Below are 12,798 nucleotides of genomic sequence, written 5' to 3' on the forward strand. Positions count from 1 at the left end.
GTCAGCATGCGAGCCACCATGATCTACGGCCCTCACGACATCCGGGTTGAGGACAGGCCAGATCCCGAGCTGCACTTGCCCGGAGATGCGATCGTGCGGGTGGTCGCCGCCTGCGTCTGCGGCTCCGACCTGTGGCCCTACCGTGGTGTGCGCTCCACCGAGAAGCCGCACCCGATCGGGCACGAGTTCGTGGGCATTGTCGAAGCCGTGGGGGACGACGTCTCGGTCGTCTCCGAGGGCGACTTCGTCGTTGCGCCGTGGGCCGTTTCGTGCGGCGAATGCCCCCAGTGCCTCAACGGCGTCCAGGTCGCGTGCGACCACCGCGCCGCCTGGGGCGGAACCGACGAGGACGGCTTCCCGGTGGACGGCGGGCAGGGCGAGGGCGTGCGCGTTCCCATGGCGGATGGGACCCTCGTGCCCGTGCGCGGCGTCACCGAGCCGGACGAGCCTCTCCTCAAGAGCCTGCTCACGCTCTCCGACGTCATGGGGACGGGACACCATGCGGCGCTCGCCGCCGACGTCGGGCCTACCCGCAGCGTCGTGGTGGTGGGCGACGGCGCTGTGGGCCTCTGCGGGGTCCTTGCGGCGAAGCGCTTGGGCGCCGCGCGCATCATCGCGATGTCACGGCACGAGGACCGTGCCGAGATCGCCCGCAAGTTCGGGGCGACGGACATCGTCGCGGAGCGCGGGAAGGCTGCCGCGGACAAGGTGCGGGAGCTGCTCGGGGGAGTCCTGGCGGACTCGGTGCTCGAGTGCGTGGGCACCAAGGAATCCATGGATCAGGCGCTGCACTGCACCCGTCCCGGCGGAAGCGTGGGTTTCGTGGGCGTTCCCGCGGGTGGCGCCGAGCTGCCCATTGGGCTGCTGTTCTCGAAGAACATCTCGGTGGGCGGCGGTGCGGCCTCGACCCGGGCGTATCTGCCGGAGCTCCTCGAGGATGTGCTGTCCGGGGCCATCGATCCGGGCCTCGTCTTCGACTCGGTGATGCCGCTCGAAGACGCAGCCGAGGCGTACGCCGCGATGGATGAGCGCCGGGCCATCAAGGTCATGCTCGTGCCCGGCGGGACCGACTGACGGGTTGGCCCGGGGAGGCTACGCGGACATCGACCGGCGCGGCGGCTCGCCCGGGGCCTTCCGGTGGCCCCGCAAGGCCTCGGACTCCGCCTTGCGCGCCTTCCGCGGCGGGAGGGTCCACCACGGGCCCAGCGCGGCGTCGAGTGCCTCGGCCTCGTTCGCCGTCATCTCGCCTGCGGCCCAGCGGCGCCGTTGGCGGTAGAGCCACGCGCCGAGGTTCCGCTCGTCGCGCGGCGCGCGCCCGCACCCGGGAAGCCGGCCCTCCGCGCTCTTGAATTCGACCACGCGGGCGAGGAGGTTCCGGAACTTGAGGTTGGGCTGCGAACCCGTGCCGCCGGACGCCGCGTGAGCGTGTGGAACCGGGAACGGGAAACTGCCGGGCGTCGAGGGCGTACGGCCAGACGGGGGCGGCGCAGGGGAGGCTGACGGGACGCCGCTCAGCAGCCGCAGCTGTTCGACGAGGCCGCGGATCTCCCGGGCCTCAAGCCCTCGGGCGCCCTCGGGGGTTCCGGACGAATTGGCCACAAGCGGAGCTTAAATCGGCAGCTTCAGGGTTGCGGGGAGGCACGCCGGATGCGGCAGCAGCGGCTCAGAAACCGCCGACGAGGATGACGCCGGCCGCGGCGGCCAAGAGCGTCAGGCCGAGGGTCCCGAGCGCGTTCAGGGCCGCGAGGCCGGGGCGCCCGGCCTGGACGAGACGGACCGTCTCCACGCTCGCCGTGCTGAAGGTGGTGTAGCCCCCGAGGAACCCCGTGCCCGCGACAGCTTGGAGGTCGGTCGGCGCGCCATGGAGGGTGGCGCCCGTGACGAGGCCGAGGAGGAACGAGCCGGTCACGTTGATGAGGATGGTTCCGAACGGGAGGGCGGTGCGGAACAGGGAGCGGACCAGCCCGTCGACCACGAATCGGGTTCCGGCACCCAGGCCGCCAGCAATTCCGAGGAGCAGAACCGTCATGCACTTCTCCGGGATCGCCGCACCGACGCAACCCAGATTCCCAGGACGCTCGCGAGGACCCCGCCGATCACGGTCGCAGCGAGGTAGGCGAGCGCGGCGAGGGGGCGTCCGGAGGCGAGCAGTCGGTCGGCCTCGACGGCGAAGGTGCTATACGTGGTGAACGCGCCGACGAAGCCGGTTCCGATGAGCAGGCGGAGGATCCGCCGTCGTCCGTGGTCGGCGCCGCGCCGGGCGAGCGCCTCGAGGAGGAATCCAAGGATGAAGGCCCCGGCAAGGTTGATCACCAGGGTGGGCAGCGGCCAGCCGGCGGGTGCGGGCAGCAAGAGCTCGAGGCCGTAGCGGGCGAGCGCCCCCGGCACCCCGCCGAGAACGACGACGGCGATGTAGCCCGGGTGCAGATGGAGCGGGAGGCTGGGGCGCGGGGCACCGAGGGTGCCGGCGTCCCGCGGGTCCGCGGCCGCATTGGGCTTCGCCGCCATCACCGTTCCCCGCGCCCGCGGTGGTGGCCCACGTGATGGCCAAGCGGCACGACGACGACGGGCCGCGCCTGCCGATGGGAGAGCCGAAGCGCCACGGAGCCCCCGATGACTTCCTCAAGGCGGGCGCGCTCCCTGCTGCCGACCACGATCACGGAGGCGTCGATCTCCTCCGCGTGACCGCCCAACGCGGCGGCCGGTTCGCCGGCGAGGGCCACGAAGGTCCAGGTCAGGCCCGTAACGGCGAGTTCGGAGGTGAGGCCGCGGTAGAGATCCGCGCGGATGCTCGCGGCGTCGTCGTCGACCCCGTCGGGATCGATGGCGACCGCCTCTCGCCGCCCGTCGGCCTCGCGCTCGGAGAACGCGGCGGGGTCCGCGAAGGCGCAGACGAGCGGGACGGCCAGAGTGTGCGCGAGGTCCGCCGCGCGATGCAGCACGGCGAGCGACTGGCCGGGGGTCACTCCGACGAGCACGGGTCCGTCGAGACGGCGCGGCCGGTAAGGGGTCGGCTGGGCATCGGGCACCCGGCCAGCTTACCGCCGGGACGTCTAGCGCCCCCCGGCTGCGCTCAGCTCCGGTATTCGGGATTGGGGTGCTCAGGATTGCTGAGGTCCCAATTGAACGTGACGTTCCCTTGGGCAGGGATCCCGCCCGCGTCCTTCAGACGGCGCGCGGTGTGGAGCATGTTCCACGCGGCGAACACGGTGTTGCGGGTCGTCCAGTGGTTCTGCGCGCCGCGGTTGTCGTCGAGATAGGACGGCCCGGGGCCCGCCTCGCCGTTCCAATAGGCGTCGGCCTGTGGCGGGATGGTGAACCCGATGTGACTGAGCGCGTAGAGCAGCTGGGCGGAGCAGTGCTTGCCGCCGTCCTCGTTGCCCGTCACGATCACCCCGCCGACCTTGCCGTAGTAGGACCACTGTCCAGCCGCATTCACCTCGCCCGACCAGCCGTACAGCCGCTCGACCATCTTGCGCGTCACGGAGGACTGGTCCCCGAGCCAGATGGGCGTGGCCATCACCACGATGTCCGCCGGCTCGATGAGGCGGTGGTAGAGGTCAGGGAACTCGTCCGTCTCCCAGCCGTGCTCCCGCATGTCCGGGTAGACGCCGGGCGGAATGTCATAGTCGACCGTGCGGACCACGTCCACGCGGGCGCCCACGCCCTCCAGCACATGCCGGCTGATGGCGAGCAGGCCGTCCGTGTGGCTGACTTCGGGGCTGCGCTTGAGGGTTCCGTTGAGATACACGGCGCGCAGGTCGGTGAAGTCCGTGGTGTTGGCCGCGATCTCGGCGTCGATGAAGGCCTGGACCGATTCCGGCAGCATGGCCGGCTCCTTCCGTCGGGGTGCCTCGATGCTAGGCGCGCCTGCCCGCCCGAGGCGAGGTCCGGCGTCGTCCGCTTGTATGACTAGGCTGGTCAGGCGACAAAGGAGGAAGCTCTGGCCAAGAGATTCGGGGACGTTCATGTGCTCGACGAGCGCAACGGGATCCACGTTCGGACGGGTGGCTCGGGAGAGCGGACCTTCGTGCTCGTGCACGGAATCGGGGCCTCGTCGGTCTATTTCCGGCCGCTCGCCGAGGAACTCGCGAAGCACTCGCGGGTGTTCCTGCTCGAGCTGCCCGGCCACGGGAAGAACCTCGAGCCGAAGCGCCCCTTGAGCATGGGGGAGTTCGCCGAGGCCGCGTGGCGCGCATTCGACCGGTTCGAGGCCGGCCAGCCGACCATCGTGGGGCACTCGATGGGTTGTCAGGTGGCCGTTGAGATGGGCATCCAACGGCAGGGACGCGAGCGCGTGGCCCTGCTCGCGCCCACGGTGAACACCGCCGAGCATTCTGTGCCGATGCAGGGCCTGCGGCTCCTGCAGGACACGCTGCGGGAACCGTGGGACGTCAACGGGATCATCACGAGGGACTACCTGCGCTGCGGGGTCCCGTGGTGGCTCAAGACGCTGCGCGAGATGATGGCGCATCGGATCGAGGAGCGCATCGGCCTCCTCGAGCAGGAGGTGCTCATCGTCGGCGGGGAGCGGGATCCCATCGCTCCGCCCGACTGGCTCCACCGCCTCGCCGCACGCGCCCGCTCGCCGCGGGTGGTAGTCGTGCAGCGGGCGCCGCACGTCATGATGTACACCGACCCGGGCGTGGTGGCCCGCCTCCTGCTGGAAACGACGCCCTCGTGAGCCGCCGGATCGGCCGTGCCAGCGTCCTGGCCCTGCTCGCCGTCGGCCTCATGTCCCTCAACGCCCGGGCGCCGCTCGTGAGCCTCGGCCCCGTGCTCGGCGGCATCCAGCACGACACCGGCCTCTCGGCCGCAGTCGCCGGCCTGCTCACGGCCATCCCCGTCCTGTGCTTCGGGCTCGTCACGCCGGCCGCGGCGTGGTTCATCGGGAAGATCGGGCTCAATCACGCCAACCTCTACTTCTTCGGGGGCCTCGCGCTCGGCGTCGTGTTCCGGTCGTTCGGCGGGCCCGTCGGGGCCATCGTGGGCACGGTGGTGCTCGGGGTCGCGATGACGATCGTGAACGTGGTGACGCCGCTCCTCGTGGGCAGGGACTTCCCGCACCGCGCCGCGCTCATGACAGGGCTGACGACGGCGGCCGTCAACGTGGGCACGACGATCGCCTCCGCGATGACGGCGCCGCTCGCAGGAGTTGTCGGTTGGCAATGGTCCCTCGTCTCGTGGCTCGCGCTCACCGCGCTCGCCGGTGCCGTCTGGTTCTCCGTGTTCCCGCCCTCCAAGGACGGTCCGCGGTGGTCGGACAATGACTTCCCCGGCCCGCTGGCCCGGGCCGCCGCCCGCCGTCGTGCCGAGCTGCGTGCCGCCCAAGGACAGCCCGGGACCCAGACGGGGCCGCTGCCCACGGTTCCGGCGCCGAAGCTCAGCCCGGCCAACCGCCGCATGACCCGGCTCTTCACCGTGGCGTTCGCCCTGCACAACCTCGGCTACTACGGCATCACGCTGTGGCTGCCCACGTTCCTCGTGCAGACCCGCGGAATGACCGCCTCGGAGGCCGGGCTCGCGGCGAGCCTCTTCCAGCTCTTCGCGATCTTCGGGCCCCTGCTCGTGCCGGCGCTCGCCCGCGCCGGATGGGGGCCGCAGCCGCTGTTCGCTCTGGTTGCGGGCTGCTGGATCACCCTGCCGGTCGGCATCCTGCTGGCGGCCGACCTCTGGCCGCTGTGGGCCCTCGTGGGCGGCGTCGCCCAGGGCGGCACCTTCACGGTCATGTTCACCGTGGTGATCCAACGGGCCCGCTCGCTCGATGAGAACCGGCGCATGACGGCGTTCATCCAGTCGGTCGGCTACGGCTTAGCGTCCGTCGGCCCAATCCTCATGGGCTTCCTGCGCGACGCCGCCGGGGGATGGACGGTGCCGTTCCTGTTCGTCCTCGCGGCTGTCGTCGTCATGGCCGGGTGCGGGATCGCGGCGATCCGCTCGTCTGAGCCACGCCTCGAGAGGGCGCGGACGAGCGCCTAACATGGGGGACGTGCTGGACGCGCCATGGCTGACCGGCTGAGCCTCCGGGCCGTCACGCGGATCTTCCCCTCCGGGGACGGGATCCGCGCTGTGGACCTCGATGTCGTCGTGGGTCAGGTCCATGCGCTCGTCGGCCTCAACGGAGCCGGGAAGACGACCCTCCTGCGGCTCGCGCTCGGCATGCTTCGTCCCCAGTCGGGCGAAGTCCTGGTGGAGGGCCAGCCCCTCGCACGGACTCGCACCGAACAGCTCGCCGGGATTGGCCACCTCATCGACGCCCCGCTCGCCTACGGAGAGCTCGACGTCCGCACCAACCTAGCGCTCGCGGCGCGCCTTCACGGGGTGGCGCGATCCCGGACGGCGGGAGCGGTCGGAGACGCGCTCGCCGAGCTCGGCCTTGAGTCACTCGCGACGAGGCGCGCTCGGACCCTGTCGCTCGGAAACCGCCAGCGGCTCGGCCTTGCGGCGGTCCTCCTTCACGGCCCCCGCCTCATCGTTCTCGACGAACCCACGAATGCCCTCGATCCCCGCGGGGTCATCCTGCTCCGGGAATCGCTCCTGCGCCGGGCCGCCGAGGGCTCCGGCGTGCTGGTCTCCAGCCATCACCTGGACGAGGTGGCCCGAATCGCCGACCGCATCTCCGTGCTGAATGCGGGACGGCTCATCGGGACGCTCGCGCCCGGCCGAGCGGACCTCGAGCGGGCGTTCTTCGACGCGGTGTATGCCGACGACGAGAAGCGGCGCGAGGCGGGCGACATCGAATCATGAGGCTCCCTTTCCTCGGCGTGGCCATCGCCGTCGAGACGCGCAAGGCGGCAGCGAGCGGGACGCTGCGCGCCACCATGGTCCTCGTGGGATCCGGGATCGCGATCCTTTCCGGGGCCTTCGCGCTCGCGCGCTCGAACGGCTCCGGCATCATGGCCGCGAAGCTCGCGCTCCTCACTCACGGCTCCGGGTGGACTGGCTTCATCGAGATCGCCGAGCAGATCACCGCCGCGGGGGTGCTCCTCGCCTTCGGCATCGGGATGACGTGGATCGTCGGCCGCGAGTTCCTCGACCACACCGTGTCAGGACTGTTCGCCCTCCCCGTGCCGCTGCGGTCGATCGCCCTCGCCAAGCTCGTCGTCGCACTCTTGTGGTGTGCGCTCGTGACGCTGTTCACCGTTGCTGCGCTCGCCGTCGTCGGCCTCGCTCTGGGGTTCGGCGCGCCCGACGGCGACGCCCTCCGCGCGCTTGCCCGGGAGGCTGCGCTCTGCCTGCTCACCGCGCTGCTCTCGGTGCCGTGCGCGTGGGCCGCGACCCTTTCGCGGGGGCTCCTCGCGGGGATCGGCATGGCCGTGGCACTTGTGGTCTCGGCCCAGGTGGCCGTCGTCGCCGGGATGGGGGAGTGGTGGCCCGGGTCAGCGCCCGCGCTCTGGGCAATCCAGCCGGAAGCGGTCTCGGCCGGCGAGCTCGCGCTGGTCGGTGTGGTCCCGCTCGTGTTCGGGGTCCTCACGGTCGCAGCCTGGTCGCGGCTCGAGCTGGACAGGTAACGCGGGTCAATCCCGGTTGACGGGAGCCGCCGTCGACCTCCCGAGGTCGGGGGGTATTACGCCGAGGTCGGGCGCCCCGCCGCCGAGGTCGGGTGTGGTGGTGCCGAGGTCGGACGCCCCGCCGCCGAGGTCGGGTCGTAGCTTTGACGTGCTGCTCGCCTGGACATTAGGTGAGTTTCCTGCGCTCTCGCTCAGGCGCCCGATGTCGCTGGCAGAGGCCCCGACCTCGGCGGCGCACCCCCCGATTTCGGCGGCGCACCCCCCGACTTCGGCGGCACACCCCCCGACTTCGGCGGCACACGGCCCGACTTCGGCGGCACATGGCCCGATGTCGGCGAAACAGGTTTGTTAGGACAAAGTCTTGATCCTGAGTTCCGAGGCACGTAGAGTTCGTTTGTCAGGACAAATAGACCTCAGCCAAGGAGTCCCACCATGCCCCTCGTCCGCATCGACGTCAACGCCGGCCGGGCCCCCGACCAGCTCGCGCGGCTGAGCCGAGCGATCCACGACGCGATCCTGGTGGAGTACAAGATCCCCGAGCGCGACTACTTCCACATCCTCACCGAGCATGCCCCGGGCCAGATCATTGCCCAGGATGCGGGCTTGGGCTTCGAGCGGACGGCAGGTGTGGTCGTGATCCAGATCTTCACCCAGGAGGGCCGCAGCCAGGATGCCAAGGAGCATCTCTTCGCAGCGGTGGCCCGGAATCTGGCCGACGCGGGGATCCCGGGCGAGGACGTGTTCATCGGCTACGTCGAGAACACTGCAGGGGACTGGTCGTTCGGGTTTGGGCGTGCGCAGTATGTCACGGGGGAGCTAGCCGCCCCAGCCCGCTGAGCATGTACGTACAAACCTTTGACAGGACATTTAATTTGTAGCAGAGTTGAACCTGTGGCTGCCGCCACAGGCAGCGCAGCCGGCCCGGATCCCGGGCAAGAAGCAGGAAAGGCACCGCGATCGTGACCTACGACGTTCTCACGATGGGGCGCATCAGCGTCGACATCTATCCCAACGACATCGGCGTCGGCCTCGCGGACGTCACGAGCTTCGGAAAGTATCTGGGCGGGTCCCCGTCCAATGTGGCCGTGGCGGCGTCGCGGCACGGGCGCCGCACCGCCGTCGTCACCCGCACCGGTGATGACCCGTTCGGCGAGTACCTCCACCGGGAGCTGAAGAAGTTCGGCGTCGACGACCGCTTCGTCACCCCGGTGGCCGGGCTCCAGACGCCGGCGACGTTCTGCGCGATCATGCCGGAGACGCACGAGTTCCCGCTCTACTTCTACGGGCGATTCCCGACCGCGCCGGACCTGCAGATCAAGGCCGAGGAGCTCGACGTCGACGCGATCCGCGAGGCCCGCATCTTCTGGTCCACGGTCACGGGCCTGTGCCAGGAGCCCAGCCGCAGCGCCCAGATCGCCGCCCACGCCGCCCGCCCCCGGTCGGGGCTGACCGAGGGCCAATTCACCGTCCTCGACCTCGACTACCGGCCGATGTTCTGGGATTCCGAGGAGGACGCCCGCGAGCAGGTCGCCAAGGTCCTCCCGCACGTGACGGTCGCGATCGGCAACGAGGAGGAGTGCGCCGTCGCCGTCGGGCACGGCACCCCGGACGAGCAGGCGGACCGCCTCCTCGCCGCTGGGGTGGAGATCGCAGTCGTCAAGCTCGGCCCCGAGGGCGTGATGGCCAAGACCCGCCACGAGCGCGTCGTGTCCGCGCCAGTCCCCGTTCAGACGCTCAACGGCCTGGGCGCGGGCGATTCCTTCGGCGGCGCCTTCTGCCACGGGCTCCTGGCCGGCTGGCCGCTCGCCCAGGTCCTCGACTACGCGAACGCCGCGGGCGCGATCGTCGCCTCCCGCCTCTCGTGCGCCGATGCGATGCCGACGCCGGCCGAGGTCACCTCGCTGCTGGCCGAGCGCGGCCGCCTCGTCCCCGAGGCGGTGGCCCAGTGACCACCGCCGCTGCAACCTCTTCCAACCCGCCCAAGGCGCCGCAAGCGGCGCCCCTCCCTGAGGGCGCGTTCGACGACGATCCCCGCCGCTACGAGCACCTCACCAAGATCCGGCTCGAGGATCCCGGCGCAATCGCTCGGGCGGCGAAGGCGCGGAAGCCGCACCCCGGCGTCGTGCTCGGGAAGCAGAACTTCATCGTCGCCGCCGACCATCCCGCCCGCGGCGCCCTCGCCGCCCAGGGCCGCGCCGACGCGATGGCCGATCGGCGGGAGCTGCTCGACCGCCTCCAGACCGCCCTGGCGAACCCGGCGGTGGACGGGGTGCTGGCGAGCCCGGACATCATGGACGACCTGCTCCTGCTCGGCGCACTGGACGGCAAGCTCCTGTTCGGCTCGATGAACCGCGGCGGCCTCGCCGGCTTCGTCAACGAGCTCGACGACCGCTTCACCGGCCATACGGCCGAGGCGCTCGAGGCCATCGGCGCGACCGGCGGGAAGATGCTCACCCGGATCTGCCTCGGCGACCCCGCCACGGCCAGCATCCTGGAGAACACCGCCAAGGCCATCGACGCCCTCGCCGCACGGAAGCTGGTCGCGATGGTCGAGCCGTTCCTCTCGACGTGGGTCGACGGCAAGGTCAAGAACGACCTCTCCCCGGAGGCCGTGATCAAGTCGGTCGCGATCGCGCAGGGCCTGGGCTCGACGAGCGCGTACACGTGGATGAAGCTGCCCGTCGTCGCCGAGATGGAACGTGTCATGGCGGCCACCACAATGCCGACGGTGCTGCTCGGCGGGGACCCGACCGGGCATCAGGACGAGGTGTTCGCCTCGTGGGGCGCGGCGCTGGCCCTCCCCGGGGTCCAGGGCCTCACCGTGGGCCGGACCCTGCTGTACCCGGCCGACGGCGACGTCGCCGGGGCCGTCGCAGCGGCGGCGTCGCTGCTGCGCACCGAAGAAGTCGTGCCCGCGGGAGCGGGAGAGTCGGGCAAGGAGGCCTCGAAGTGAGCAGCACGCGCAGGATGACCGTCGCCCAGGCCCTCGTGGAGTTCCTAGGTCGGCAGTACACGGTCGACAACGTCGGCGGAGTCACCTACAGGGAGCGGCTCATCCCCGGGATGTTCGGCATCTTCGGCCACGGCAACGTCGCGGGCGTGGGCCAGGCCCTCAAGCAGTGGCAGGTCGCCGACCCCACTCTCATGCCGTACTACCAGGGCCGCAACGAGCAGGCCCAGGTCCATCAGGCCGTCGGCTATGCCCGGCACACCCGCCGCCGCCAGACGTTCGCGGTCTCGACCTCGATCGGCCCCGGCTCGTCCAACCTCCTCACCGGCGCGGCCCTCGCGACGGCGAACCGGCTCCCGGCCCTGCTGCTGCCCTCGGACACGTTCGCGACCCGCGCCGCGGACCCGGTGCTGCAGCAGCTCGAGCAGCCCCACGGCTACGACATCACGGTCAACGACGCCTTTAGACCCCTTTCCAAGTATTTCGACCGGGTTAGCCGTCCCGAACAGCTCTTCTCAGCGCTCCTGCACGGCCTCCGCGTCCTGACGGACCCGGCCGAGACCGGCGCGGTCACGATCGCCCTGCCGCAGGACGTCCAGGCCGAGGTCTTCGACGTCCCGGAGGAGTTCCTGGCCGAGCGCGAGTGGCGCATCCGGCGCCCCGAGCCCGAGGCCGAGGACATCGCCCGCGCTGCCGAGGCCATCCGCGCCGCGGAGCGTCCGCTCATCGTCGCCGGCGGGGGCGTCCTGTACGCGTTCGCGAACGAGCAGCTGCGCGAGTTCGCCGAGGCCACCGGCATCCCCGTGGGCTGGACGCAGGCCGGCGTCGGCGTGCTCCCGTGGGACCACGCCCAGGCGCTCGGAGCGATCGGCTCCACGGGCACCACGGCGGCCAACGCCGTCGCCCGCGAGGCGGACTTGGTCATCGGCATCGGCACCCGCTACGAGGACTTCACCACCGCCTCCCGCACCGCGTTCCAGAACCCGGACGTGCGCTTCGTGAACATCAACGTCGCCGCCATCGACGCCTACAAGCACGGCACCTCGCTGCCGATCGTCGCCGACGCCCGCAAGGCGCTGATCCAGCTGACGACGGCGCTGGGCGGCTACCGCGTCGGCGGTGACCTCGAGCAGGTGGTCGCCTCGGAGAAGGCGCGCTGGGACGCCACCGTGGACGCGGCGTTCGACGAGCGGTACTCGCCGCTGCCGTCCCAGAACGCCATCATCGGGGCCGCCAACCGCGCGATGGACGCACGCGACGTCGTCGTCTGCGCCGCCGGGTCCCTCCCCGGTGACCTGCACAAGATGTGGCGCGTGCGCGACGCCTTCGGCTACCACGTCGAGTACGCCTTCTCCTGCATGGGCTACGAGATCCCCGGCGGGCTCGGCGTCAAGCGCGCGGTGCTCGACGCCGCGTCGCGCCCCAGAGAAGGAGACAGGGAGGACCCGCGCGACGTCGTCGTCATGGTCGGGGACGGCTCGTACCTGATGATGCACACCGAGCTCGTCACGGCGGTCGCGGAGGGCATCAAGCTCATCGTGGTGCTCATCCAGAACCACGGCTACGCCTCTATCGGCGCGCTCTCCGAGCAGCTGGGCTCCCAGCGCTTCGGCACGAAGTACCGCACCCTGGACCGGGCGCAGCACACGTTCGACGACGGCGAGAAGCTCCCGATCGACCTCGCCACCAACGCCGAGAGCCTCGGCGTCACGGTGCACCGGATCGAGCCGGGCCCGAACGCGATCGAGGACCTGGAGGCCGCGATCGCCAAGGCGAAGGCGGCCCCGGAGGGCTCGGGGCCGATCCTGATCCACATCGAGTCCGACCCGCTCATCGACGCCCCGTCCTCGGAGTCCTGGTGGGACGTGCCCGTCTCGGGCGCCTCTGAGCTGGAGTCCACGAAGCAGGCGTTCGCCACCTACATCGAGCACAAGGCCCAGCAGCGGCCGTTCCTCGGCTGAGATTTCCTTCAAAGGAGCACATCAATGACGATCAAGACGATTCCGCATTACCTCAACGGCGAAGAGACCATCGGGGTCGGGGAGCGCACCCAGCCGGTGTTCAACCCGGCCACCGGCGAGCAGACGGGCGAGCTGAGGCTCGCCGATAGGCAGGACCTGGAGGCGGCGGTGGCGAACGCGCGCAAGGCCGCCGACTCCTGGGGGGAGGTCTCCCTGGCCAGGCGCACCGCGGTGCTGTTCAGGTTCCGCGAGCTGGTCGCGGGCCACATCGATGAGCTCGCGGCGCTGGTCACCGCCGAGCACGGGAAGGTCCTCTCGGACGCGAAGGGCGAGATCGGGCGGGGCCTTGAGGTGGTCGAGTTCGCCTGCGGGATCC

The 12,798-nt window shown here is 70.9% G+C and carries 15 protein-coding genes; 10 read left to right on the forward strand and 5 right to left on the reverse strand.

Features of this window, described 5'->3' with window-relative positions:
• Positions 1-6: 6 nt before the first annotated feature.
• Positions 7-1,074 (forward strand): zinc-dependent alcohol dehydrogenase family protein, encoded by a 1,068-nt coding sequence (locus tag E5679_RS18065; RefSeq protein WP_138418471.1) that lies wholly within the window; start codon positions 7-9, stop codon positions 1,072-1,074.
• An 18-nt stretch (positions 1,075-1,092) separates the two neighbouring features.
• On the opposite strand, the gene E5679_RS18070 is transcribed toward E5679_RS18065, so the two are convergent.
• The 5 genes from E5679_RS18070 to E5679_RS18090 all read right to left on the reverse strand — a co-directional run bounded on the left by E5679_RS18070 (position 1,093) and on the right by E5679_RS18090 (position 3,829).
• On the reverse strand, positions 1,093-1,599 hold the full coding sequence (locus E5679_RS18070; protein WP_138418473.1) for a helicase associated domain-containing protein: 507 nt from the start codon (positions 1,597-1,599) through the stop codon (positions 1,093-1,095).
• A 64-nt stretch (positions 1,600-1,663) separates the two neighbouring features.
• Positions 1,664-2,029, reverse strand: a complete 366-nt coding sequence (locus E5679_RS18075) for a fluoride efflux transporter FluC (RefSeq protein WP_138418475.1) — start codon at positions 2,027-2,029, stop codon at positions 1,664-1,666.
• Positions 2,026-2,508 (reverse strand): fluoride efflux transporter CrcB, encoded by a 483-nt coding sequence (gene crcB, locus E5679_RS18080; RefSeq protein WP_138418477.1) that lies wholly within the window; start codon positions 2,506-2,508, stop codon positions 2,026-2,028. The genes E5679_RS18075 and crcB overlap by 4 nt, the downstream gene beginning before the upstream one ends.
• Complete coding sequence (locus E5679_RS18085) at positions 2,508-3,029, reverse strand: universal stress protein (protein ID WP_138418479.1); 522 nt, start codon at positions 3,027-3,029, stop codon at positions 2,508-2,510. The genes crcB and E5679_RS18085 overlap by 1 nt, the downstream gene beginning before the upstream one ends.
• Before the next feature lie 44 nt (positions 3,030-3,073).
• Entirely contained in the window at positions 3,074-3,829 is a 756-nt protein-coding gene (locus E5679_RS18090; protein ID WP_138418481.1) for a flavodoxin family protein, read from the reverse strand.
• Positions 3,830-3,970: 141 nt separating this feature from the next.
• Between E5679_RS18090 and E5679_RS18095 the strand changes: the two genes are divergently transcribed.
• The 9 genes from E5679_RS18095 to E5679_RS18135 form a co-directional block, all read left to right on the forward strand.
• Positions 3,971-4,684 carry an alpha/beta fold hydrolase gene (locus E5679_RS18095; protein ID WP_171042439.1) on the forward strand — a complete coding sequence of 238 codons (714 nt, stop codon included), beginning with the start codon at positions 3,971-3,973 and terminating at the stop codon, positions 4,682-4,684.
• Entirely contained in the window at positions 4,681-5,979 is a 1,299-nt protein-coding gene (locus E5679_RS18100; protein WP_138418485.1) for an MFS transporter, read from the forward strand. Before E5679_RS18095 ends, E5679_RS18100 begins: the two co-directional genes overlap by 4 nt.
• Before the next feature lie 24 nt (positions 5,980-6,003).
• Positions 6,004-6,747: an ABC transporter ATP-binding protein gene (locus E5679_RS18105; RefSeq protein ID WP_138418487.1), complete on the forward strand. Its 744-nt coding sequence runs from the start codon at positions 6,004-6,006 to the stop codon at positions 6,745-6,747.
• Entirely contained in the window at positions 6,744-7,511 is a 768-nt protein-coding gene (locus tag E5679_RS18110) for an ABC transporter permease (protein ID WP_138418489.1), read from the forward strand. Before E5679_RS18105 ends, E5679_RS18110 begins: the two co-directional genes overlap by 4 nt.
• Positions 7,512-7,943: 432 nt before the next feature.
• Entirely contained in the window at positions 7,944-8,348 is a 405-nt protein-coding gene (locus E5679_RS18115) for a tautomerase family protein (RefSeq protein ID WP_138418492.1), read from the forward strand.
• A gap of 122 nt (positions 8,349-8,470) precedes the next feature.
• The gene (gene iolC, locus E5679_RS18120) at positions 8,471-9,460 is read left to right on the forward strand and encodes a 5-dehydro-2-deoxygluconokinase (protein ID WP_138418494.1); all 990 of its coding nucleotides are present in this window, start codon (positions 8,471-8,473) and stop codon (positions 9,458-9,460) included.
• A 107-nt stretch (positions 9,461-9,567) separates the two neighbouring features.
• Positions 9,568-10,464, forward strand: a complete 897-nt coding sequence (locus tag E5679_RS18125; RefSeq protein WP_138418507.1) for a Cgl0159 family (beta/alpha)8-fold protein — start codon at positions 9,568-9,570, stop codon at positions 10,462-10,464.
• A gap of 14 nt (positions 10,465-10,478) precedes the next feature.
• Positions 10,479-12,422 carry a 3D-(3,5/4)-trihydroxycyclohexane-1,2-dione acylhydrolase (decyclizing) gene (gene iolD / locus E5679_RS18130; protein ID WP_138418509.1) on the forward strand — a complete coding sequence of 648 codons (1,944 nt, stop codon included), beginning with the start codon at positions 10,479-10,481 and terminating at the stop codon, positions 12,420-12,422.
• A 24-nt stretch (positions 12,423-12,446) separates the two neighbouring features.
• On the forward strand, positions 12,447-12,798 hold a 352-nt coding region (locus E5679_RS18135), incomplete at its 3' end, for an aldehyde dehydrogenase family protein (protein WP_138418496.1).

Source organism: Sinomonas gamaensis, from assembly GCF_005876955.1.
Taxonomy (GTDB): domain Bacteria; phylum Actinomycetota; class Actinomycetes; order Actinomycetales; family Micrococcaceae; genus Sinomonas; species Sinomonas gamaensis.